This window comes from Streptomyces sp. NPDC015661 (assembly GCF_043077765.1).
GTDB lineage: Bacteria > Actinomycetota > Actinomycetes > Streptomycetales > Streptomycetaceae > Streptomyces.
Map to the genome: position 1 here is coordinate 20,917 of NZ_JBIBST010000006.1, position 22,617 is coordinate 43,533.

The 22,617-nt window shown below is 72.2% G+C and carries 24 protein-coding genes; 13 read left to right on the forward strand and 11 right to left on the reverse strand.

Features of this window, described 5'->3' with window-relative positions; all coding sequences use genetic code 11:
* The first annotated feature begins 124 nt into the window (after window positions 1–124).
* The 5 genes from lanL to ACF07V_RS17240 all read left to right on the forward strand — a co-directional run bounded on the left by lanL (window position 125) and on the right by ACF07V_RS17240 (window position 6,407).
* Complete coding sequence (lanL, locus tag ACF07V_RS17220) at window positions 125–2,824, forward strand: class IV lanthionine synthetase LanL (RefSeq protein ID WP_392154959.1); 2,700 nt, start codon at window positions 125–127, stop codon at window positions 2,822–2,824.
* A gap of 197 nt (window positions 2,825–3,021) precedes the next feature.
* The gene (locus ACF07V_RS17225; protein ID WP_167352188.1) at window positions 3,022–3,177 is read left to right on the forward strand and encodes a VenA family class IV lanthipeptide; all 156 of its coding nucleotides are present in this window, start codon (window positions 3,022–3,024) and stop codon (window positions 3,175–3,177) included.
* Window positions 3,178–3,300: 123 nt separating this feature from the next.
* Entirely contained in the window at window positions 3,301–4,410 is a 1,110-nt protein-coding gene (locus ACF07V_RS17230) for an ATP-binding cassette domain-containing protein (protein ID WP_392154961.1), read from the forward strand.
* Window positions 4,407–5,264, forward strand: coding sequence for an ABC transporter permease (locus ACF07V_RS17235; protein ID WP_392154963.1), 858 nt, complete (start codon window positions 4,407–4,409; stop codon window positions 5,262–5,264). The genes ACF07V_RS17230 and ACF07V_RS17235 overlap by 4 nt, the downstream gene beginning before the upstream one ends.
* Window positions 5,265–5,366: 102 nt before the next feature.
* A complete protein-coding gene (locus tag ACF07V_RS17240; RefSeq protein ID WP_392155619.1) occupies window positions 5,367–6,407 on the forward strand; it encodes a vWA domain-containing protein in 1,041 nt (346 codons plus the stop codon).
* A 25-nt stretch (window positions 6,408–6,432) separates the two neighbouring features.
* Here the strand turns inward: ACF07V_RS17240 and ACF07V_RS17245 are convergent, their stop codons facing one another.
* On the reverse strand, window positions 6,433–7,077 hold the full coding sequence (locus tag ACF07V_RS17245) for an HAD family hydrolase (protein ID WP_392154965.1): 645 nt from the start codon (window positions 7,075–7,077) through the stop codon (window positions 6,433–6,435).
* A gap of 106 nt (window positions 7,078–7,183) precedes the next feature.
* Between ACF07V_RS17245 and ACF07V_RS17250 the strand changes: the two genes are divergently transcribed.
* Together ACF07V_RS17250 and ACF07V_RS17255 are read left to right on the forward strand one after the other, a co-directional pair.
* Window positions 7,184–8,086, forward strand: coding sequence for an NAD-dependent protein deacetylase (locus ACF07V_RS17250; RefSeq protein WP_392154966.1), 903 nt, complete (start codon window positions 7,184–7,186; stop codon window positions 8,084–8,086).
* Between the two features lie 250 nt (window positions 8,087–8,336).
* Window positions 8,337–8,885 carry a GNAT family N-acetyltransferase gene (locus ACF07V_RS17255; protein WP_392154967.1) on the forward strand — a complete coding sequence of 183 codons (549 nt, stop codon included), beginning with the start codon at window positions 8,337–8,339 and terminating at the stop codon, window positions 8,883–8,885.
* 46 nt (window positions 8,886–8,931) lie between these two features.
* On the opposite strand, the gene ACF07V_RS17260 is transcribed toward ACF07V_RS17255, so the two are convergent.
* Window positions 8,932–9,741, reverse strand: a complete 810-nt coding sequence (locus ACF07V_RS17260) for an alpha/beta fold hydrolase (protein WP_392154968.1) — start codon at window positions 9,739–9,741, stop codon at window positions 8,932–8,934.
* A gap of 80 nt (window positions 9,742–9,821) precedes the next feature.
* Window positions 9,822–10,715 carry an RNA polymerase sigma-70 factor gene (locus ACF07V_RS17265; protein ID WP_392154969.1) on the reverse strand — a complete coding sequence of 298 codons (894 nt, stop codon included), beginning with the start codon at window positions 10,713–10,715 and terminating at the stop codon, window positions 9,822–9,824.
* Window positions 10,716–10,896: 181 nt separating this feature from the next.
* Between ACF07V_RS17265 and ACF07V_RS17270 the strand changes: the two genes are divergently transcribed.
* Complete coding sequence (locus ACF07V_RS17270; protein WP_392154971.1) at window positions 10,897–11,376, forward strand: carboxymuconolactone decarboxylase family protein; 480 nt, start codon at window positions 10,897–10,899, stop codon at window positions 11,374–11,376.
* Between the two features lie 64 nt (window positions 11,377–11,440).
* Here ACF07V_RS17270 and ACF07V_RS17275 read toward each other — a convergent pair whose 3' ends face one another.
* Genes ACF07V_RS17275 through ACF07V_RS17295 form a run of 5 tightly spaced genes read right to left on the reverse strand, consistent with a single transcriptional unit; the run spans window position 11,441 to window position 16,132 of the window.
* A complete protein-coding gene (locus ACF07V_RS17275) occupies window positions 11,441–12,124 on the reverse strand; it encodes an HAD family hydrolase (RefSeq protein ID WP_392154972.1) in 684 nt (227 codons plus the stop codon).
* The gene (locus ACF07V_RS17280; protein WP_392154973.1) at window positions 12,121–13,206 is read right to left on the reverse strand and encodes an ABC transporter ATP-binding protein; all 1,086 of its coding nucleotides are present in this window, start codon (window positions 13,204–13,206) and stop codon (window positions 12,121–12,123) included. The genes ACF07V_RS17275 and ACF07V_RS17280 overlap by 4 nt, the downstream gene beginning before the upstream one ends.
* A 3-nt stretch (window positions 13,207–13,209) precedes the next feature.
* Window positions 13,210–14,133, reverse strand: a complete 924-nt coding sequence (locus tag ACF07V_RS17285) for an ABC transporter permease (RefSeq protein ID WP_392154974.1) — start codon at window positions 14,131–14,133, stop codon at window positions 13,210–13,212.
* The gene (locus tag ACF07V_RS17290; protein WP_392154976.1) at window positions 14,121–15,014 is read right to left on the reverse strand and encodes an ABC transporter permease; all 894 of its coding nucleotides are present in this window, start codon (window positions 15,012–15,014) and stop codon (window positions 14,121–14,123) included. The genes ACF07V_RS17285 and ACF07V_RS17290 overlap by 13 nt, the downstream gene beginning before the upstream one ends.
* Window positions 15,014–16,132 (reverse strand): ABC transporter substrate-binding protein, encoded by a 1,119-nt coding sequence (locus tag ACF07V_RS17295; protein ID WP_392155621.1) that lies wholly within the window; start codon window positions 16,130–16,132, stop codon window positions 15,014–15,016. The genes ACF07V_RS17290 and ACF07V_RS17295 overlap by 1 nt, the downstream gene beginning before the upstream one ends.
* 295 nt (window positions 16,133–16,427) lie before the next feature.
* On the opposite strand from ACF07V_RS17295, the gene ACF07V_RS17300 reads away from it, so the two are divergent.
* From ACF07V_RS17300 to ACF07V_RS17320, 5 genes are all read left to right on the forward strand, one after another.
* The gene (locus ACF07V_RS17300; protein ID WP_392154977.1) at window positions 16,428–17,177 is read left to right on the forward strand and encodes a GntR family transcriptional regulator; all 750 of its coding nucleotides are present in this window, start codon (window positions 16,428–16,430) and stop codon (window positions 17,175–17,177) included.
* Between the two features lie 139 nt (window positions 17,178–17,316).
* Window positions 17,317–17,700: a VOC family protein gene (locus ACF07V_RS17305; protein WP_392154979.1), complete on the forward strand. Its 384-nt coding sequence runs from the start codon at window positions 17,317–17,319 to the stop codon at window positions 17,698–17,700.
* A 111-nt stretch (window positions 17,701–17,811) separates the two neighbouring features.
* Complete coding sequence (locus ACF07V_RS17310) at window positions 17,812–18,339, forward strand: NUDIX hydrolase family protein (protein WP_392155623.1); 528 nt, start codon at window positions 17,812–17,814, stop codon at window positions 18,337–18,339.
* A gap of 88 nt (window positions 18,340–18,427) precedes the next feature.
* Window positions 18,428–19,096: a HEAT repeat domain-containing protein gene (locus ACF07V_RS17315; protein WP_392154980.1), complete on the forward strand. Its 669-nt coding sequence runs from the start codon at window positions 18,428–18,430 to the stop codon at window positions 19,094–19,096.
* Between the two features lie 6 nt (window positions 19,097–19,102).
* Window positions 19,103–20,107 carry a HEAT repeat domain-containing protein gene (locus ACF07V_RS17320; protein ID WP_392154982.1) on the forward strand — a complete coding sequence of 335 codons (1,005 nt, stop codon included), beginning with the start codon at window positions 19,103–19,105 and terminating at the stop codon, window positions 20,105–20,107.
* A 59-nt stretch (window positions 20,108–20,166) separates the two neighbouring features.
* Here the strand turns inward: ACF07V_RS17320 and ACF07V_RS17325 are convergent, their stop codons facing one another.
* From ACF07V_RS17325 to ACF07V_RS17335, 3 genes are all read right to left on the reverse strand, one after another.
* Window positions 20,167–20,673 carry a dihydrofolate reductase gene (locus ACF07V_RS17325; protein WP_392155625.1) on the reverse strand — a complete coding sequence of 169 codons (507 nt, stop codon included), beginning with the start codon at window positions 20,671–20,673 and terminating at the stop codon, window positions 20,167–20,169.
* Window positions 20,674–20,762: 89 nt separating this feature from the next.
* The gene (locus tag ACF07V_RS17330; protein ID WP_392154984.1) at window positions 20,763–21,560 is read right to left on the reverse strand and encodes a thymidylate synthase; all 798 of its coding nucleotides are present in this window, start codon (window positions 21,558–21,560) and stop codon (window positions 20,763–20,765) included.
* Window positions 21,561–21,622: 62 nt separating this feature from the next.
* The gene (locus ACF07V_RS17335; protein WP_392154986.1) at window positions 21,623–22,570 is read right to left on the reverse strand and encodes a nitrilase-related carbon-nitrogen hydrolase; all 948 of its coding nucleotides are present in this window, start codon (window positions 22,568–22,570) and stop codon (window positions 21,623–21,625) included.
* Window positions 22,571–22,617 lie beyond the last annotated feature (47 nt).

Sequence of the window (22,617 nt, forward strand, 5' to 3'; positions counted from 1 at the left end):
TCTTGGCGGCGCTACCACGTCGCGCGCTCGCTGAATGAAGTGAATCCGGGTGTCCGCGTGTTGGTCTGTTTATGTCATCGGGCACCTTCCCGTCAGCGGTTCTCACCGTTGAGAGGGACACGCAATGACGAGCCACGCTACCGAAGTCGAGCTGGAAGACCTCCTCCGCCGAGCGCTGCACGCCACGGGTACGGGTGCGCGCTGGGCGGTCGAGGCGGACGAGATGTGGTGCAGGGTCGCGCCCGTGGCCGGGACGCGGCGTGCGCAGGGATGGAAGCTGCACGTCTCGGCCACGACCGCCTCCGCTCCGGCGGTCCTCACCCGGGCCCTGGGCGTGCTGCTGCGGGAGAGGTCGGGGTTCAAGTTCGTCCGCTCCCTGGAGCAGGTCGGTGCTCTCAACTCCCGTGCGACGCCGCGGGGGAGCTCGGGCAAGTTCATCACCGTCTACCCGCGTTCGGACGCGGAGGCGGCCGCGCTCGCCCAGGAGCTGCACGGCGCCACGGCGGGCCTCGCCGGCCCCCGGATCCTGTCCGACCAGCCGTACGCCGTGCGCAGCCTGGTGCACTACCGCTACGGGTCGTTCGTCGGCCGGCGGCGGCTTTCGGACTACGGGCTGCTGGTGTGGTTCATCGAGGACCCGGACGGCAACCCCGTGGAGGACAGGCGCACCGGCCAGTACTCCCCGCCGCCCTGGGCCGAGTGTCCGTTCCCCGCCGTGGTGCCGGTGGCGCCGCGCGGCGGGGACGCGACGAACCGTCCGGTGGTGCTCGGTGGCCGCTTCGCGGTGCGGGAGGCGATCCGGCAGACGAACAAGGGCGGTGTGTACCGGGGCAGCGATGCCCGTACGGGCGCCGGCGTGGTGATCAAGGAGGCACGGCCGCACGTGGAGGGCGATGCCTCCGGCGCCGACGTACGGGACTGGCTGCGTGCCGAGGCGAGGACGCTGGAGAAGCTGAGGGGCACGGGGCTCGCCCCGGAGGCCGTGGCGCTGTTCGAGCACGGCGGGCATCTGTTCCTGGCCCAGGACGAGGTGCCGGGCGTGACGCTGCGCACCTGGGTGGCCGAGCACTTCCGCGACGCGGGAGGCGAGCGCTACCGCGCCGACGCCCTCGCGCAGGTCGCTCGCCTGGTGGACCTGGTGGCGGAGGCACACGCCCGCGGCCTGGTCCTGCGGGACTTCACACCGGGCAATGTCATGGTCCGTCCGGACGGTGAACTGCGCCTCATCGACCTGGAGCTCGCCGTCCTGGAGGACGAGACCGCGCTGCCGACCCGCGTGGGAACGCCCGGGTTCAGCGCGCCCGAGCGCCTGGCCGACGCGCCCGTCTCCCCGACGGCCGACTACTACAGTCTCGGTGCCACCATCTGCTTCGTCCTGGCGGGGAAGGTGCCGAACCTCCTGCCCGAGGAGCCCGGCGGCCGGCCTGCCGAGGAGCGGCTCGCCGCCTGGCTGAAGGCCTGCACCGGCCCGCTCCGACTCCGGTACGGCTTGGTGGAGATGATCCTCGGGCTGATGCGCGACGATCCCGCCGAGCGATGGGATCCGGCCGCGGCCCGCGCGGTCCTGCGGACGGCGGGTCCGACGGGCCCGGTGGCACGAGGCATGGCCGTGCGGTCGGCGCACGACGGCGTGGTGCACGACGACGTGGTGCACGACGAGGTGGTGCACGACGAGGTGGTGGCCGGGCTCGTGAACCACCTCGTCGACTCGATGACTCCCGCCGACGACCGGCGGCTGTGGCCCGTGTCGACCCAGGCCGGGGAGAGCGACCCCTGCACCGTGCAGCAGGGCGCCGCCGGTGTCCTGGCCGTACTGACGCGCGCCTTCGAACTCACCGGCGACCCGCGCCTGCCCGGCCTGCTCTCCACCGCGGGTCACTGGATCGCGGACCGCACCGACCTCCGCTCCCCGCGCCCCGGCCTGCACTTCGGCGGCCGTGGCACGGCCTGGGCGCTGTACGACGCCGGACGCGCCGTCGACGACCGCCGGCTCGTCGACCACGCGGTGGCCCTGGCCCTGGCCCCACAACAGGTGACACCCCATCACGACATCACCCACGGCACCGCGGGCAGCGGCCTCGCCGCCCTCCACCTGTGGCAGCGCACCGGGGACACGCGCTTCGCCGAACTGGCCGTCGACGCGGCCGACCGACTGACCGCCGCCGTCACGCGTGAGCCCGCGGGAGTGGGCTGGGCCGTGCCCGGGGAGGCCGACGCCCCGGAGGGCGGCAAACGCTACCTCGGCTTCGCGCACGGAACGGCCGGCATCGGGTGCTTCCTGCTCGCTGCCGCGGACCTCTCCCGACATCCCGAACACCGGGAACTGGCACTGGAGATCGGCGAGGACCTCCTGGCCGCCGCCGTACGCACCGGGGATGCGGCCCAGTGGCCCGCCCAGGCCGGTGACGTGCCCACGGCCCCCTACTGGTGCCACGGCTCGGCAGGCATCGGGACCTTCCTCGTCCGGCTGTGGCGGGCCACCGGCGACGACAGGTTCGGCGAGCTCGCCCGCCGCAGCGCCCACGCCGTCACGGAACGCGCCTCCCGCGCCGCACTCACCCAGTGCCACGGGCTCGCGGGCAACGGCGACTTCCTCCTCGACATGGCGGACGCCACGCGAGAGCGCGTCCACGAGGACATGGCCGAGGATCTGGCCGGCCTCCTCCTGGCCGAAAGAGCCCGCCGCCGGGAGCAGGTGGTGTTCCCCAACGAGTACGGGGACGTCTCGACCAGCTGGAGCGACGGATCCGCCGGGATCCTCGCCTTCCTCCTGCGGGTCCGTCGCAGGAGCCCCCGGCACTGGATCGTCGAGCAGTCGGATTGAGCGCCCGGGAGAGCCTGCCGCATCGGTCACAGGTCTCCCGCCCGGGAGAGCCTGCCGCATCGGTCACAGGTCTCTCCGCGCCTCTCCGTGCCTCGCCCCCGTCTCACCTCCCCACAGACTCCCGGCGTCGGCTCGACCGGACGCCGGGTCGAGCGGCAGAGCAGTGCTGCCGCCATCACAGAAAGAAGGAAGATCCCATGGAGAACCAGGACCTCGAACTGCTGGCCCGTCTGCACGCCCTTCCGGAGACCGACCCCGTCGGCGTCGACGGAGCGCCGTTCGCCGCGACGTGTGAGTGCGTCGGCCTGCTGACCCTCCTCAACACGGTCTGCATCGGCGTCAGCTGCGCGTAGGACGGCCGGCACCATCCGGCCGGCGGCTGTCCCGGGCAGCCGCCGGCCGGAGCACCGAGAGGAAGAGCGGCACGCACCAGTGGCCGCGGACGCGGCGAACGCGGAGACGAGGACCCAGACCCCATGCAGCGACACGCCGGTGATGACGAGCTCGCCCCGGCGGCCCTCAGGACGGCCGCGCCCGCGAGCCCGCACGCCCCACACCCCCCGTCCGGCCCCGCGTACGCCATCCGCACGCGCGGTCTGGTCAAGAGCTACCCGGGACCGGACGGCACGACCACCCACGCCGTACGCGGCCTGGACCTGGATGTGACACAGGGCGAGACGTTCGCCTTCCTCGGTCCGAACGGCGCGGGGAAGTCCACCACCATCGCCATGCTGTGCGCCCTCGCCCGCCCCACCTCCGGTCACGCCACCGTGGCCGGTGCCGACGTCCTCACCCAGCCCCACGAGGTACGGCGCCGGGTCGGCATGCTGTTCCAGCACAGCGCCGTGGACCCGGACCTGACGGCCGAACAGAACCTCCACATCCACGCCCGCCTCTACGGTCTGTCCCGCCGCGAAGCCCGCGGACGCACCGCCGACGTACTCGAGACCGCGGGTCTCGCCGACCGGCGCCGCTCCCCCGTACGCACCCTGTCCGGCGGCATGCGCCGCCGCCTGGAGATCGCCCGCCAGCTGCTGCACGCCCCCGGTGTGCTGTTCCTGGACGAGCCGACCACCGGGCTCGACCCGCACGCCCGGGCCCAGGTCTGGGAGCACCTGCGCGCCCTGCGGGAGAGGCACGGCAGCACCCTGTTCGTCACCACCCACTACCTGGAGGAGGCGGAGAACTGCGATCGCCTCGCCATCATCGACCGCGGCCGGCTGGTGGCACAGGGCGCTCCTCTCGCGCTCAAGTCCGCGATCGGGGACGACCGGGTCGTTCTGCGCACCGGCGACGACCCGGTGGCCGAGCACGTCGTGCGCAGGATCGTGCCGCCCGACCGTGCCGTCACCGTGGACGCGGACGGCATCTGCCTGCGGGTTCCGGGCGGCAGCGGCTGGATCCCCCGGCTGTGCGCGGCCCTGGAGGCCGGCGGCATCGCGGTGCACGCGGCTTCGGCGACCCCGCCCACGCTCGACGACGTCTTCTTCCACCACACCGGGCGCAGCCTGGACGCCGCACGCCCCGTTCGGCGGGCCGCCACCCCCGTGGCCGGGGCCGCGGCGGAGACCGGCGGCGGCCGATGACCACCCTGGTACGGAAGGCGTCGGAGACCCCCGCCGCGGAGCAGGCCACCCCTCGTCTGCGGCACGAACTGCGCGCGGTCCACGCCCTGGTCCACCGCGATCTGCTGCGTCTGGCCGGCCAGCGCACCCACACGGCGCTGATGCTGCTCCACCCCGTGCTCTACCTCTTCATCCTGGGAGGCGGACTGGCCGCCCTCATCCCCCAGTCCTCCCTGGGGGTCGGCTACCAGACGTACCTCTTCCCCGGCATGCTGATGATGACGGTGCAGACGCCCGCCATCATGGTCGGGATCCGGCTGATCACCGACCGGGAGAGCGGCTATCTGCGCGAGCTCCTCATGGCACCGGTGCGCCGCTCCACCCTGCTCCTGGGAAGCTGCGCCGGCGGTACTCTGACCGCCACCGTGCAGGGGGCCGTCCTGCTCGGCCTGGCGGGCGTGGCGGGCCTGCCGTACGACCCTCTCCTCCTGGTGCTGCTGCTGTCCGGCATGGTCCTGGCGTCCTTCACCATCACCGCCCTGGCGCTGGCACTGGCCGTGGGGCTGCGCAGGGCCGAGACGTTCCACACGCTGCTCGGTCTGGTGATGATGCCGCTGCTGTTCCTCTCGGGCGGCTTCTTCCCCCTCACGGCTCTGCCCGGCTGGGTCCGCGCGCTGTCCGACGTCAACCCCCTCGCGTACGCGGTCGACCTCCTCCGCCGCACGATCGCCCTCCGGGTACCGGACCGGGCGGCCGCCGCCGGCATCGAGTGGGCCGGCGGGCCACCACCCCTTCTCCTCGAAGCGGTTCTCCTCCTGGCCGGCGGCGTCCTCGCCCTGCTGTGGGCCGCGCACCGCTTCAACCGTCCCGAATGACCGTCGGCGCCATGGGTTTTCCCCCGCCTCGGCGCCCGAGGTCGATTGTCAGTGGTGGATGAGAGGGTGGAACCACCACGACGGAATGAGGGGGAACCTGTCTTGTCCGGAAAGCAGAATTACATCAACCACGTCGCCCTTGTGCTGGACGCCAGTTCGTCCATGTCGCATCTGAGCCGGAAGGTCGTGGAAGTCGCCGATCAGCAGATCGCCTATCTTGCCCGCCGGTCGAGGGAACTCGACCAGGAAACGCGAGTCACGGTGTACGTCTTCGCGGACAAGGTGGAGTGCGTCATCTACGACAAGGACGTGCTGCGCATGCCGTCGCTGAAGGAGATGTACCGGACCGGCGGAATGACGGCCCTTCTGGCGGCCGCGCTGAAATCGCAGCGGGAGCTGGCGCAGACGGCTCAGCTGTACGGCGACCACAGCTTCCTGACCTTCGTCCTGACGGACGGCCAGGAGAACGCCAGTCACCGCTGCCCCGGCACCCCGAGCCGCAATGCGCGTCAACTGGTGGATGCCGTGGCCGAGATGATCCAGGGCCAGGAGGACAACTGGACCCTCGCCGTGCTCGTACCGGACCAGATGGGCAAGCGCGAGGCGATGAACTGCGGTTTCCCCAAGGAGAACATCGCCATCTGGGACGCCACGAGCACCCAGGGCCTGGAGGAGGCCGGGCAGGTCATCCAGGAGGCCACCGAGAAGTTCATGGTGGGACGCACCAAGGGAATCCGTGGATCGCGGGCGGTGTTCTCCACGGGCGCGGACGCGGTCAACAAGGACACCATCGAGGCGGCCGGTCTCACCCCGGCGGATCCGTCGGCGTACCAGCTGATTCCGGTGGCCCGTGACGCGGCGATCCGGGAATGGGTCGTCGAATCCGGGCACACCTATCGCACGGGCTGTGCGTACTACCAGCTGAGCAAGCCGGAGAAGATTCAGGCGCGAAAGCAGATCGCGGTACTGGAGAAGAAGACGGACCGGGTGTACACGGGCCCCCAGGCCCGTTCCCTGCTCGGTCTTCCGAATGTGGAGACGCGCGTCAAGCCGGACCACAATGACGACTTCACCATCTTCGTGCAGAGCACCAGCGTGAATCGGAAGCTGGTCGCCCAGACACGACTTCTCCTCATGGTCTGACGCATCGCCATTCGGCGGAGACGCGTCATTCGGCGAGGGCTCGTGATGCGCGGTCGCGTCGCCCTTCGCCGTCGAGATGCGCTGCGATGCGGGAGATGGTCCGGGCGTTGTCCTCGAACAGATGGGCTTGCATGCCCACCGCCCGGGCCGCTTCCACGTTGACCGCGACATCATCGATGAAGAGGCAGTTCTCCGGCCGCACGTCCAAGCCGGCGCAGGCCGCCTCGAAGGCGAGCGGGTCGGGCTTCTCGACACCGATCTCGTGCGAGTAGACGATCCGCTCGACCAGTTCGTCGAAGCGATACAGCGCCGTCTCCCGCTCACGGGCGCCGACGAAGCTGTTGCTGAGGATGCCGAGCCTGCACCGGCCGCGCAGTCCTCGGACGTGCTCGATGAGCTCGTTGTTCGGGGTCCCCAGATACTCCGCCCAGAGATCGGCCATGAAGGCCTCGGCGTGCGGGCCGTCGAGACCCAGACGTGACGCCACCGCCGCGTGCACATCGTGCTCACCGATGGTCCCGACGCTGCCGGCCACCCACACGTCCCGCATCCGCTCGTTCACCGTCCCGAACGGCAGTTCCAGCCGCTCCTCCCACCGTTTGATCCATCCCGTTTCCGGCGTGAACTCCAGCACGCCGCCGATATCGAAGATCACACAGGTCTCGGACATCCGAACACTCTGGCCTTCCGCTCCCGGTGGCGGTCAAGCGATCTCCGCAGCCTGTGACACCCCTGTCGCAATCGCGGACCAGGTGGCGGTTCCGTACCCTGGCGGCATGCGCATGCGCCCCACTCTGAGCTGGATCCCCGACGAGGACCTGCCACCGGGTACGACGGACCTGGGGCCGGTCGCGGAGGCGCTGGGGGCCGGCGGTGTGCTGGTGCTCAGCGGCGCGGGGATCTCCACGGAGTCCGGCATCCCCGACTACCGGGGCGAGGGCGGAAGCCTCAGCCGGCACACCCCGATGACCTACCAGGACTTCACCGGCAGCGCACAGGCCCGGCGCCGGTACTGGGCGCGCAGCCACCTCGGCTGGCGCACCTTCGGGCGCGCGCGGCCCAATGCGGGGCACCGGGCCGTCGCCGCCTTCGCACGCGGCGGCCTGCTCTCCGGCGTGATCACCCAGAACGTCGACGGACTGCACCAGGCCGCCGGCAGCGGAGAGGTCGTGGAGCTGCACGGCAGCCTGGCCCGGGTCGTCTGTCTGTCCTGCGGCACGTACAGTCCGCGCCGCGAGCTCGCCCGGCGGCTGGAAGAGGCGAACGCGGGCTTCGAGCCGGTGGCGGCCGGACTCAATCCGGACGGTGACGCCGACCTCACCGACGCACAGGTCGCGGACTTCCGCGTGCTGCCCTGCGCGCACTGCGGCGGCATCCTCAAGCCCGACGTGGTGTTCTTCGGCGAGGCCGTCCCGCCCCAGCGGGTCGAGCACTGCCGCAGGCTGGTCGGCGAGGCCGCGTCGCTGCTGGTCCTCGGATCCTCACTCACGGTGATGTCCGGTCTGCGGTTCGTCCGCCAGGCGGCGCAGGCCGGGACCCCGGTGCTGATCATCAACCGGGACCCGACCCGCGGCGACCGGCACGCCCTCACCCGGATCGCGCTCCCCCTCGGGGCGGCCCTCACCACCCTCGCCGAGCGGCTGGGCGCGCCCGTCGGCGAGCAGGCCGGGCTCGACTGAGGCCCCGGTCGCGGCGGGGCGGCGCTGTCGGCCACCTCGTCGCGTGTCGCGACCCACGTTGCCCGGCGGAGTGGCGGAACGGCGGAACGGGGGCCTGCGGTGTTGCCACTGTGGCAACACCCGTGCCAGGAAGCGTCCTTGGCGCACGGCGTGTACCGCGGGCATGCCGGAAGGTCTTCTCCCGCACCTTCTGGAGGAATGGCCCCACCGCGAGGAGCGACCGGATGCGCGCGAGCCCTAACGTTGGCCCATGCTCACTCCGACGCCACGGGTCGAACTCCACCCGCTCACCCTCTCCGACCAGGACGAGTTCTGCGCGCTCGTGCGGGCCAGCGCCGAGCTGCACCATCCGTGGATGCAGCTGCCCGCGACCGCGGAGGACTTCCGGGCGTGGATGCGCCGCTTCGACGACGGGAGCAACCTGGGCTTCCTGATCCGTGTCCGGGAGACCGGCGAGGTGGCCGGTACGGTCAACATCAACTCGATCATCCGGGGCCGCTACCAGGGCGCGTCCATCGGCTACGCGGCCTTCGCCCCGTCCGCGGGGTCCGGCTACATGACCGAAGGAATCGCCCTCGCCCTGCGGTACGCCTTCACCGACCTCCGGCTCCACCGGGTGGAGGCCTGCATCCAGCCCGCGAACAAGGCGTCCTTGGCCCTGGTGCAGCGGCTGGGCTTCCGTTTCGAAGGGGTGTCGCCGGCCTACCTCTTCATCGACGGGGACTGGCGGGACCACGAACGCTGGGCCGCCACCGCCCCCGCCCCGTGGACCCCCGACCCGTCCCTGCCCGAGGTCTGACGGGACGTCCGGTCGATCCCGGCCCGCGCGGACCGGTGGCCCTTCCTCAGGTCCGGTCGGCCACGAAGGCCGTCAGGTCGCGGAGTACGCGTTCCGGGTCCTCCCAGTACGCGATGTGGCCCACGCCTTCGTAGACGAGGAGCCGGGAGTCGGGGATCGCGTCGAGGATCGTCTGCTGGTCCTCGCGGGTCAGGATGGGGTCCTGGTCGCCCCAGACGAGCAGGGTGGGGACGAGGATGCCCGACAAGGTGGCCCGGAGGTCGGTCTCCAGGAGGCCGCGCAGGGTCTCGCGCCAGACGTGGGCCGGGGCCTTGAGGGTTTCGTCGACGACGGTCTGCATGAAGCCGCGTCCCATGGGGGTTGCTGTCAGGCCGTCCAGGAGGCTCTCCGCGACCGCCGGGTCCACGGGATCCTTCACCCCCCTCACGGCTTCCCAGAATTCGGCCGCCTTCGGCTTGTCCGCGAGGGTGGCCGGGACGCCGAGCAGGACGAGGCCCGCCACGCGGTCCGGCCGGCGGCCCGCGACGATCCGGGCGGCCACCCCACCGCTCGATCCGCCGGCCAGGACCGCACGCTCCAGGCCCACGCAGTCCATGAACGCGATCAGGTCCTCGGCGAAGTCCTCCGGCAGGTAGCCCTCGGGCGGTTTGTCGGCGTCGCCGTGGCCGCGCTGGGTGGGAGCGTACGCGTGCAGGCCGGCGGGCATGCGGCGCAGCAGCGGTTCGAACGTCCACCAGGAGTCCAGGTAGCCGTGCACCAGGACGAGCGGTACGCGCCCAGGACGGCCTGCCTCCGCGTACGGAAGCGTCGGGCGCCCCTCCCCCAGGTCGGCGCTGTGCACGGCGACGGCGGCCATCGCGGCCCTCCTCACCTCTCCTTCCTCCAGCATAGGAAGGAGAGGTACGGGGGGACAGTCGGGGCGGGCCGGGGCGGGGCTCAGCGGGTGAGCGTGGTCTCCCGCTCCAGGTACGACAGCTTCTCCGGGTTGCGTACGGCGTACAGACCGGTGACCAGGCCCTCGTCGATCCGCAGCGCCATGACCGTGTCGATCTCGCCGCCGATTCGGACGATCAGCGCCGGGTCGCCGTTGACCCGCGCCGGCTGGAGCGCCGTCGTGGCCGCGATCCGGCTCAGGACGCCCGCCACCCGCTCGGCCCCCACGACGGGCTCCAGCGCGGCCCGTACGACTCCGCCGCCGTCGGTCAACAGGACGACGTCCGGCGCCAGGACGTCGAGGAGCCGCTGCAGGTCGCCCGTCTCGACCGCCCGGCGGAACGCGTCGACCGTGCGGCGGGTCTCCGCGGCGGAGGCGACCCCGCGCGGCCGGCGCGCGGCGACGTGGGCCCGCGCCCGGTGGGCGATCTGGCGGACCGCCGCCGGGGTCCTGTCGACGGCCTCGGCGATCTCCTCGTACGCCAGCTCGAAGACCTCGCGCAGGACGAACACGGCCCGCTCGGCCGGGCCGAGGGTCTCCAGGACGAGCAGCATCGCCATCGAGACGCTGTCGGCCAGCTCGGCGTCCTCCGCCACGTCCGGCGCGGTGAGCAGCGGCTCGGGCAGCCAGGGGCCGAGGTAGGACTCCTTGCGGCGGCCGAGGGTGCGCAGATGGGTCAGCGCCTGGCGCGTGGTGATCCGGACCAGGTAGGCGCGCCGGTCCCGTACGGTGCCGGGATCGACGCGCGCCCACCGCAGCCAGGTCTCCTGGAGGACGTCCTCGGCGTCGGCGGCCGAGCCGAGCAGCTCGTAGGCGACGGTGAAGAGCAGATTGCGGTGGGCGACGAACGCCCCGGTGCCCTCGCGCATCGCGTCGTTCTCGGTCGGGTCGTTCATCTCCGGCTCCTGCCCGTTCGCTGTCCCGTGCGTCGTGCACGAGACGCCGGCCGCCGCCGTTCTGTGACACCCGGGGCCGGTGACCCAGGCCACAGCACGGGGTCGTCACAGGGGCCGGGGCGCCGGCGTCTCGTGTTCGCCCGAGGGGGCGGCAATCGACACCACGAGTGAGGACGACGTCATGGAACCCCGTTTCAACCTCTTCGACAGCCCGACCGCCGCGAAGGTCGCCAAACGCTTCTCCACCACCTCGCTGGCCCTGGAGGAGTCGACTCTGCCGAGGTCCCTGCGGGAGCTGGTGCAGATGCGGGTGAGCCAGATCAATGGCTGCGGATTCTGCCTGGACGCCCACGCCAAGGAGGCCGCGGCCGAGGGCGAGTCCGCGGTCCGGCTCAGCCTGGTCGCCACCTGGCGGCACAGCACCGTGTTCACCGGGGCGGAGCGGGCCGCGCTGGCGCTCGCCGAGGAAGGAACCCGGCTCGGTGACCACGGCGTGTCCGACGAGACCTGGGCCGCGGTGCGCAAGCACTACGACGACGACCAGATCGGCGCCCTGGTCTGCCTGGTCTCGCTGATCAACGCGGCCACCCGGATGAACGTGATCGTGCACAACCCGGGCGGCTCGTACGAGCCCGGGATGTTCGCCCGTACGTCCGCCTGACCGGCGGGAAGGAGCGCGGGCCCGTCCCTTCCGGAGACGGGCCCGGGCTGTACGGAGGAGCGGTTCAGGCCCGGGCCGCAGCCCGGTCCCGGACGTGGCGGCGCAGGCCGTCGAGGGACACGTCCTCCAGGCTGTCCGCGAAGATCCGGCCGGGGCCCGGGGGCACCGGCAGCATGGAGGGGACCACCAGGACGGTGCAGCCGGCGGCATCGGCCGAGGCCGCTCCGTCCGGAGAGTCCTCGACGGCCACACACGCCTCCGTCGGGACGCCGAGCCGCTGGGCGGCCGCGCGGTACGGGTCGGGGTGCGGCTTGGTGCGGGCGGTGTCGTCGGCGGAGAGCGTGAGGGCGAAGGGGACGTGCGCGAGCGCGCCGCCGACGACCGAGTCGACCACCGAGCGGGGTGACGCGCTGACCAGCGCGAACGGCATCCCCGCCTGCTCCAGCGCGGCGAGGAGCCGGTCCGCTCCGGGGCGCATCGGCGCGCCCTCGTCGACGCGCTTCTGGAAGGCGGTGGTCAGGGCCGTCACGACGCCGTGCGGATCGGGCGCGGCGGTGGCTCGTACGAGGTGGGCGGCGGTGTCCTCGACGGCGCGTCCGACGACCTCGGGCGCGTCGGCGTCCGTGAGCCGGTGTCCGAGCCGCGCGGCGACCTCCTCCGTCGCCTGCCACCAGAGGACCTCGGTGTCGACGAGCGTGCCGTCCATGTCGAAGAGGACGGCGGCGAGGTCGGTGGAGCCTCCGCTCACCGCTCCGCCCTCGGGACGACGAGGACGGGGTGCGGGGCGAGACCGACGGTGGCGCGGGTTCCCGGGGTCAGTTCGCCGGCGTCGCGTGACGGGAGGTCCGCCTTGACGGTCGTACCGCGATGGTCGAGGTGGACCCGGGTGACGGAGCCGAAGAAGGAGGTGGAGACGATGACGGCCTCGCCGTCGGTGTCGGCGGTCACGGTGACGTTCTCGGGGCGGACGAGCACCTCGACGTCGCGGCTGTCGGGGACGTCCCCGTCGACGGGGAGCCGGCTGCCCGCGGCCTCGACGAGGCCGGAGTCCGTGAGGTGGCCGGGCAGGCGGTTCATGGTGCCGACGAACTCGGCGACGAAGGCGGTCGCCGGTCGGCGGTACAGCTCGGCCGGGGCGGCGCACTGCTCCAGCTTCCCGGCGTTGAGGACGGCGACGCGGTCCGCCATGGACAGCGCCTCCTCCTGGTCGTGGGTGACGAACACGGTGGTGATGCCGAGGGAGAGCTGGAGCCGGCGGATCTCCTCGCGCAGGCTGAGCCGGACCTTGGCGTCGAGGGCCGAGAGGGGTTCGTCCAGGAGCAGGACGCGGGGGCGCAGGGCGAGGGCCCGTGCGAGGGCCACGCGCTGCTGCTGGCCGCCGGACATCTGGTGCGGGTAGCGGTCGCCGTGCTCGGGCAGGCCGACGAGGTCGAGGAGTTCGGCGGCGCGGGCGTGGCGCTCGGCCGCCTTGGTCTTGCGGACGCGGAGGCCGAAGGCGACGTTGTCGCGGGCGGTGAGGTTGGGGAAGAGGCTGTACGACTGGAAGACCATGCCGGCGTCGCGGCGGTTGGCCGGGACGTGGGTGATGTCCTGCCCGTCCACGAGGACCTCGCCGGAGTCGGGGCGTTCGAAGCCGGCGAGGACGCGCAGGGCGGTGGTCTTGCCGCAGCCCGACGGGCCGAGGAGCGCGAGGAGTTCGCCGGGCTCGACGGTGAGGTCGAGGCCGTCGAGGGCGACGGTGGTGCCGAAGGCGCGGCGCAGGCCGCGGAATTCGACGCGGGCCCCGGTGGCGGCGGTGGACTCCGTCCGTTCCGCTGTGGCAGAGGTCATGGGTCAGGACTCCTTGCGGGAGGTGCGGGGGGCTCCGGGCGTGCCGGTCGGGGCGGTTCCGGCCCGGGACAGGACGAGGAGCAGTGCCCAGGTGATGAGGAGGCTCAGGAGGGAGACGGCCACCGACATGCGGGCCTGGGCGCCGGAGATGGAGACGATCCAGACGGCGAAGGGCCGGAAGCCGAGGATCGAGGCGGTGGTGAACTCGCCGAGGACCAGGGCCAGGGTGAGGAAGGCGGCGCCGGCGAGCGAGGAGCGCAGGTTGGGCAGGATCACCCGGAGCATGACGTACGGCCAGGAGGCCCCGCAGTTGCGGGCGGCCTCGACGAGGGTCGGGACGTCGACGGCGCGCAGTCCCGCGTCGAGGGAGCGGTACACGAACGGCAGGGCCATGACGGTGTACGCGAGGACCAGGACGAAGGGGAAGTCCTCGTTCTGGACGGCGAGGAACGTCTGGTAGAGCGGGGTCCGCGACAGGTGGTCCGGGCCCCAGCGCAGTACGGTGCTGATGCCGGTGACGAGTGCGATCGGCGGCACGACGAGCGGCAGCATGCACATCACCTCGACGACCGGGCGCAGGCGCGGCGCGCCGAGCCGGACGGCCACCAGGGCGGGCACGGCGAGCAGCAGGGCGAGTGCGATGGTGGCGGCGGCGAGCCCGAGGGAGAGCAGCAGGCTCTCGGTGAATCCGTCGGCGGAGAGCAGCGCGGTGTAGGCCTCGAAGGAGACGCCCTGGCCGGGGGTGTGCACGGTGAAGACGAACGAGGCGATCAGCGGGACGAGGAAGTACGCGCCGCCGAGGCCGAGGACGAGGCCGCGCCACAGGCGGGGGCGGCGCCTCGTCCGTACGGGCGTGGTGGGCCGGGCCGCCGCGCGCGCCCCGGACTCCGGGGTGACGTCCGGGGCGGTGGGGGTCATCGCAGCCATCGGGCGCTCCTGCGCTGGAGGGGGAGGTAGACCGCCATGACCAGGCCGGCGATCAGGATCATGTCGAGACCGAGGGCGAGGGCCACGTTCTCCTGGCCGACGAGGACGTTGCCGGAGAGGGCGTCCGCGATCTTCAGGGTGACCAGCGGCACGGAGCCGCCGACGAGGGCCGCGGCGGTGGCGTGGGCGGCGAAGGCGCTGCCGAAGAGCAGCACGAACCCGCCGAGCAGCGAGGGCGCGAGGACGGGGATGCCGACGTGGCGCCAGTACTGCCATCCGCCGGCGCCCGCGTTCTGCGCGGCCTCCCGCCACTGGGGGCGCAGGCCGTCGAGGGCGGGCAGGATCACGAGGACCATGAGGGGGATGAGGAAGTACAGGTAGACGACGGCGAGGCCGCCGAAGGAGTACAGGTTCCAGCCGAGGCTGGTCAGGTCGGCGAGCTGGGTGACCACGCCGGAGATGCCGACGGTCGCGATGAACGCGAACGCGAGGGGGACGCCGCCGAAGTTGGCGAGGACCCCCGAGGCGGTGAGGACGGCGCCGCGCAGGGCCTGGGACCGGGAGGTGACGACGGCCTGGGCGATGAGGACACCGAGGACCGAGCCGATCAGGGCGGTGAGCGCGGAGAGCTGCAGGCTGCCGAGGAGGGAGCCCAGGTAGGGGCCCTGGAGCGAGCGGCTCAGGTGCTCGCCGGTGAGGGCGGTCGCGCCGGTCGCCGGATCGGTGCGGGTGACGGCGCCGAACAGGAGGGCGCCGAGGGGCAGTCCGAAGGCGAGGGCCGTGAAGGCGATCAGGGGGAGGGCGGCGAGCCAGGTGCGCGGGCCGCGCCGCCGGCGGCGGGTGCCGCCGGCGGTTCCCGTGGTGGGGGTGGCTGAGGACATCAGGAGAGGGCCTTGTCCCACTTCTCGGCGAGGGTGGCCTTGGCCTTGTCGAGCTCGGCGGAGGCCGGGAAGGCGGGGGCGCCCTGGACCGCGGGGAGCTTGGCGACGAAGGTCTTGTCGGCGGTGCCGTCGGCGGTCATGGCCGGAAGGAGGACGGGGCGGGCGTACCCCTTGAGCCAGAGGTTCTGGCCCTCGGTGCTGTAGAGGAACTCCATCCACAGACGGGCGGCGGCGGGGTGCGGGGCGTCCTTGCTGACCGCCTGGGAGTAGAACTGCGCGTACACGCCGTCGGTGGGGACGGCGACCTGCCAGTCGACGCCCTTGCCCTTGAACTGGTCGGCGTAGCCGGCGTTGAGGTAGTCCCAGTCGATGCTGATGGGCGTCTCGCCCTTCTCGACCGTGGCCGGGGTGGACTCGACGGGGATGAAGTTGCCGCTCTTCTTCAGCGTGCCGAAGAAGTCGATGCCGGGCTGGATGTCGGCGAAGGATCCCTTGTTGGCGAGGGCGGCCGCGTACACGCCGCCGAAGGCGGAGCCGGACTTGGTCGGGTTGCCGTTGAGGGCGACCTTGCCCTTGTACTCGGGCTTGAGGAGGTCGGCGAAGGTCTTCGGGCAGTTCGGGATCCGCTTGGCGTCGCAGCCGATGGAGACGTAGCCGCCGTAGTCGTTGTACCAGCGGCCGTCCGCGTCCTTCTGGGCGCCGGGGATCTTGTCCCAGGCCTCGACCTTGTACGGGGCGAACAGGCCCTCCTCGGCGCCGCTGCGGGCGAAGGCGATGCCCAGGTCGAGGACGTCGGGGGCGCGCTTCTGGCCCTTGCGGGACTTGACGGCGGCGATCTCGTCGGCGCTGGAGGCGTCCGGGTTCTCGCTCTCGACCTTGATGCCGTACTTCGTCTCGAACGCCTTGATCAGCTCGCCGTAGTTGGCCCAGTCCGGCGGCAGCGCGATGACGTGCAGCGCGCCCTCCTGCTTCGCCGCCTTGACGAGGGCGTCCATGCCTCCGAAGTCCTTGGCCGACGCCGCCTTGGCCGACTTCGCGCCCTCGCCGGCGGCGCCGGCGGCGCCCTCGGGAGCGGCACCACAGGCGGTGACGGTGGTCAGGACGACGGCGCCGAGCAGGACTGCGGCGCCGCTGAGGGGGGTTCTGCGCACGGGTTCTCCCAGAAGCGAGTGACGGAACTTGTCTGAACAAGCCGCCCCTAGTTCGCCCGCGCCTCCTGTCTGGAAAGTGAACGGGACATGGCGAAATCCAGACGCCTCCCGGAAGAGCCGGTTGTGGCGAACCACAGGTGAACCAGGTGGACTTGAGAGGAAGCAACAGGACCTCCGGACGTCGGCTCGCCGGGTTAGGGTGACCACCGGGACAGCACACCCCGTGACCGGGTGCGCACAGTCGAGGACGAGTGGGGGCAATGTGACGGCGCTGTACGTGGAGATCGCGGAGGAACTCCGCCGCTCGATCCTCAACGGCGAGTACGCCGTCGGCGCCCGACTGCCGTCCGAGAGCGACCTCGCCGACCGCTGGTCCGCGTCACGCGGCACCGTGCGCCAGGCCGTCGCCCTGCTCACCTCGGAAGGCATCATCGGCTCCCGCCAGGGCGCCCGCCGCATCGTGCTCCGCAGGGAGCGCCGGCACAGCTTCGCCGAGCTCCACAGCTTCGCCCAGTGGGCACGGACGATGGGCTATCGGTCGGCGAGCCGCTTCCTGCACCGCGAGCGGCGCCGGGCCACCCCGGAGGAGGCGCGCCGGCTGGCCCTCCCGGACGGGGCCGGGGTCCTCGACGTCCTTCGCCTGCGCTGCCTGGACGACGAACCGGTGATGGTGGAACGCACGGCGTACGCGGAGTGGGTCGCGCCCACCGTCGAGTCCCTGCCCGTCGACTGCGACTCGATCATGGACAGCATGGCCGAGGACGCGGGGATCGTCGCCCACTACGGCGAGCACCTCATCGACGCGGTCCCCGCCGGGAGCGACGACGCCCGTCTGCTCCGCGTCCGCCGGGGCAGTCCGCTCCTGCGCCAGCGGCACCTCACGAGCAACCAGGACGGCCGCCCCATCGAGTGGACCGAGGACCGCTACCGCGCGGGGAGCGTCACGTTCAACGTGAGCAACTCGGTGGGCACGGCCCCGCTGGTCCGTGACCCCGGCTCCCTGCTGATGTGAGGATCGACGCGGTCGAACGGCCGTTCCTCCGGCGGACACCTGACAGGTGCGCCGCGAGGAGCCTCCCGACAGTCAACCGGCATCCGGGTGTGGCCATATGACGGTGCGTCACAGCGGGTCGGCACGTACACTCGCCGGCATGGCATCCCGCATCACTGAGCTGGTCCTCGACTGCGCCGACCCCGAGCGGCTCGCCGTCTTCTGGAGCGAGGTCCTCGACTACGTCGAGGTCGGCCGCGAGGACGACGGAAGCATCGAGATCGGGCCGGCCGGCATCGGGTTCGGCGGCGCGCAGCCCACGCTCATCCTCAGCCCCAGCAGCGAACCGCGGACCGGGAAGCTCCGTCTGCACATCGACGTCAACGCCACCGACCGCGACCAGGACGCCGAGCTGGAACGGCTGCTCGCACTCGGCGCCAAGCCCGTCGACGTCGGCCAGAGCGGCGCCGAGAACTGGCACGTCCTGGCCGATCCGGAAGGCAACGAATTCTGTCTCCTGCACCAGCGGCTCAAGCCGCTCTGACCGCCCCACGGCAGCGACCGACAGCACTCCCGCCCGAACTCCCACCCGGCCGGCGGACACGCGGCCTGGGCCGAAGCTCCGCCCGGAAAGTATGATCAAGCGATGTCCGACATGACTGAGACCACGCCCGGCTGGCTGACCACGGACGAACTGGACACCGCCAGGTCCCGGATGCCGATCCTGTACGTCGAGGCCGTCCCCGTACGCGTGGACGACAGCGGCGAAGTCACCAGCATCGGGCTGCTCCTGCGGATCGGTGCCGAGGGAACGATCAGCCGCACCCTGGTGTCCGGCCGCGTCATGCACCACGAGCGGGTCCGTGACGCACTGCTGCGCCACCTGGAGAAGGACCTCGGACCCGTGGCCCTGCCGCGCGTCCCCGCCTCCCTGCAGCCCTTCACGGTCGCCGAGTACTTCCCCACGGCCGGCATCACGCCCTTCCACGACCCGCGCCAGCACGCCGTGTCCCTCGCGTACATCGTCCCGGTCGCCGGCGACTGCCGCCCGCGGCAGGACGCCCTCGACCTGGTGTGGTTCAGCCCTCAGGAAGCGGCCTCCCCGGCCGTGCAGAACGAGATGCCCGGCGGCCAGGGACACCTCCTCAAGCAGGCCCTCGCCCACGTCGGACACACCTACTGAACCCCGCTCCCCCGCAGGGCCGCCCGCACGGCTCCGGTTGACCTTGACACGGTGACAAGGTCTTCACTGTGGCCCAGGAGGTGGTCCCATGACCATGGCGAACGAGGCCACGAACGTGATGAGGGCCCTGCGGGGGCTCGGGAGCGACAGCTCGTCGGTGCGGCTGCGGGCCGCCCTCGCGGTGGGCACGGCACCGGACCCGCGGTGCGTCGACGAGCTCGTCGGGCGCTGCGCGATCGAGCCGGACTTCCAGGTGCGCGAAATGCTCACGTGGGCGCTGACCCGCCACGCGTCGGCGCAGACACTCCCCCGGCTCCTCGGCGAGCTCCGCTCGGAGCTGGCCCAGGCGCGGAGCCAGGCCCTCCACACCCTGTCCAAGATCGGGGACCGGAGCGCCTGGCCGGCGATCACACGGGAGCTCATGACCGACCCGGACGACGAGGTGGCGCGGAGCGCCTGGCGGGCGGCGGTCGTGCTCGTGCCCGAGGGCGCGGAGTCCGAGCCGGCCGGAGTGCTCGCGACCCAGCTCGGGCGGGGTAGGCGCGAGACGCAGCTGAGCCTCAGCCGGGCGCTGATCGCGCTCGGCGAGGCGATGACGCCGGTCCTGCGCGCCGCGGCGTCGGATCCCCGCCCCCATGTACGTCGGCACGCGATCGCCACGGAGAAGCTGTCGCGCGACCCGGATGCCGGGTTCGACTTCGCCGTCGAGGAGGCGAAGCGGATCGTGCTGCTCGGCCCGTCCGGCCAGGAGGAGTGACCGTCGGTGTTGATCGGTGATGTGGCGAAGCACTCCGGGGTCAGTGCCCGCATGCTCCGGCATTACGAGGCGCTGGGCCTGGTGCGGCCGACCGGCCGTACGAGCGGCGGCTACCGGGAGTACTCCGAAGCGGACATCCGGCGCATCTTCCACATCGAGAGCCTGCGGTCCCTGGGGCTTTCGCTGCGCGAGGTCGGGCGCGCGCTCGACGATCCCGGCTTCGCGCCCACGGAGCTCGTCGACGACCTGATCCGCCGGACGCGCGAGCGGATCGCGGCCGAGACGGAGCTGCTCACGCGGCTGCGCCGGATCGGTTCCGCGGAGCCCGCCGGCTGGCAGGACGTCCTCCAGGTCGTCGCCCTCCTCCATGCGCTGGGCTCGAAGAGCCCGGAGACGCGCCAGCGCGCCGCCCTGTCCTCGACGGAGGAGGCCCCCGTGCCGGTGGAAGCGCTGGTCGAGGCGGCGCTGGGCGAGGCGGACCCGGTCGTCGCGGGAGCCCTCCGCTGGGCCCTCGCCCGCTCCGGCGGGGGCGGGCTGCCGCTCCTCGCGCGCGGCCTCCGCTCGCCGGCGGCCGAGGTCCGGAGGCGCGCCGTCCAGTCCGTCGCCGAGATCCCGGGCGACGAGGCGACCGCCCTGCTGCGGGAGGCCCTCGCGGACCCCGACGTCGCGGTGCGGAGGCACGCCGCCCTGGAGCTGGGGGCACGCGGTGTGGCCGACGCGGTCCCCACGCTCGTCGACATGATCGCCGAGGAGGTGAACGACGTCGACGCGGCCGACGCGCTGAGCGGGCTCGCGAGCCGTCCCGCGCTCGCGGACCGGATCACCGGCCTGCTCGTCGAGCGCCTCGCCCACGGCACCACGCAGGCGTCCGAGCGCCGGCGCCTCGCGCAGGCCCTCGCGGACATCCCTGGAGACGCGGCGTCACGGGCGCTGACCGAGCTGTCCCGGGACGAGGACCGCGCGGTCGCGCTGACCGCGACGTACGTCCTGGGGGTGCGCGAGGCGCGCTGACGGACGCGACCGGCCGGTTACGGGCTACGGGCTACGGGCTACGGGCTACGGGCTACGGGCTACGGGCGGGTGTACCGGCGGATGCGGTAGCGCAGGCCGGTCGTGGAGTCCTGCCAGCCGGAGTCGTCCGCTACCTCCCAGTCGGCTTCGACGGCCGGGGCGTAGGTGTCGCCGTCGATCGCCGTGTCCACTTCGGTCACCGAGAGTGTCCGGGCGTGGGGCAGGGCGGCGCGGTAGATCTCACCACCGCCCATGACCCAGGCGACGGCCTCGTCGGCCGGCTCCGCCGACCCCGCTGCCAGGGCGAGGGCGGCTTCGATGGATCCGGCGCGCTCCGCGCCCTCGGCCGCCCACTGGGCGTCCCGGGTCACCACGATGTTCCGGCGGCCCACCAGGGGGCGGAAGCGGGCGGGCAGCGAGTCCCAGGTCTTGCGTCCCATGATCACGGGATGACCCAGGGTGGTCGCCTTGAAGTGCGCCATGTCCTCGGGAAGCCGCCACGGGATCGTGTTGCCGGCGCCGATCACGCCGTCGGGGGTCTGCGCCCAGATGAGACCGATGTGCACAGCCGTACTCGTCCTGCTCGTGCCGCTCGTGCCGCTCGTGCCGCTCGTGCCGCTCGTGCCGCTCGTGCCGCTCGTGCCGCTCATCGTGCTCATACGGCGACCGGAGCCTTGATCGCCGGGTGGTGCTGATAGCCCACGATCTCGACGTCGGAGTACGCGTAGTCGAACAGCGAGTCGGCCTTGTGCAGCTTCAGCTCGGGGAACGCGTACGGTGTACGGCTGAGCTGCTCCGTCACCTGCTCCACGTGGTTGTCGTAGATGTGGCAGTCGCCGCCGGTCCAGATGAAGTCGCCCGGCTCCAGGCCCGTCTGCTGCGCCACCATGTGGGTGAGCAGGGCGTAGCTGGCGATGTTGAACGGCACGCCGAGGAACAGGTCCGCGCTGCGCTGGTACAGCTGGCAGGAGAGCTTGCCGTCGGCGACGTAGAACTGGAAGAAGGCGTGGCAGGGGGCCAGCGCCATCCGGTCGAGTTCGGCGACGTTCCACGCGGAGACGATCATCCGGCGGGAGTCCGGGTCCTGCCTGAGCGTGTCGAGAACCTGGCTGATCTGATCGATGTGGCTCCCGTCGGGCGTGGGCCAGGAGCGCCACTGCACGCCGTAGACGGGCCCGAGCTCGCCCTTGTCGTCGGCCCACTCGTCCCAGATGGAGACGCCGTTCTCCTGGAGCCAGCCGACGTTCGAGTCGCCGCGGAGGAACCACAGCAGCTCGTACACGATCGACTTGAGGTGCACCTTCTTGGTGGTGACCAGCGGGAATCCCTGCGAGAGGTCGTAGCGGAGCTGGTGCCCGAAGATGCTCCGGGTGCCTGTGCCCGTCCGGTCGGCCTTGGCCGTTCCCGAGGTGAGCACCGTCTTCAACAAGTCTTCGTACTGGGTATCCGCCACGGTCCCGGATTCTACCGCCGGCCACGGGCCGACCTCGACGGCGGTCGGGCGCGCCGCGCCCCCTACCCGCTGGTCACGGTGGTGCGGGCGGTCTCGTCGACGTGGAGGGTGAAGACGTCGGGGCGGGCGTAGTGGCCGGTGGTGTCGAGGTCGAAACGGGCGCGCGCGAGCTCGTCGAGGTCGAGGTCGGCGGTCAGGATGCCCTCGCCGTCGCGCAGCGGCCCGGCGAGGACCTCGCCCAGCGGGGAGACGATGACGGAGCCGCCGCCGATCAGTACGGTGCCGGGCTCGTCGCCCTGGACGGGGTGGAGGTCGTCCGGCAGGCCGTCGCGGCGCAGGTACTGGCAGGCGGCGAGGACGAAGCAGCGGCCCTCCAGGGCGATGTGCCGCATGGTGGCCTGCCAGGCGTCGCGGTCGTCGACGGTCGGCGCGCACCACAGGTCGACGCCCTTGGCGTACATCGCGGTGCGCAGGAGCGGCATGTAGTTCTCCCAGCAGATGGCCGCACCGAGGCGGGCGGCGCCGGTGTCGACGACGGGCAGGGTGGAACCGTCTCCCTGGCCCCACAGGAAGCGTTCGGCGGCGGTGGGCATGAGCTTGCGGTGAAGGCCGAGGTAGCCGTCGGGGCCGAAGAAGAGCGCGACGCAGTACAGGGTGCCGCCCTGGCGTTCGACCGCGCCGATCACGGCGTGGCAGCCGAGTTCCCTGGTGACGGCGGCGAGCGTCTCGGTCTCCGGGCCGGGGATCTCGACGGCGGCGGCATGGTAGCGGCGGAAGAGGTCACGGCCCGCGGGGCTGCGGCTGCCGACCGTGATGCCGAAGTCGAGGCCCTTGGGGTAGCCGCCGATGAACGCCTCGGGGAGGACGACGACTTCGGCGCCCCGGGCGGCGGCCTCGCGGACGAGTTCCTCGGCCCGGGCCACCGCGGCCGGAGTGTCGAAGAGCGGGGCCGCGGCCTGGGCGACGGCGACGGTCACGGTGCGGCGGGGCTCGGCAGAGGTCGGAGTCATGCTCCGACGCTAGGAACACCGCCGCTGATCGGCAAGCACGCCACGAC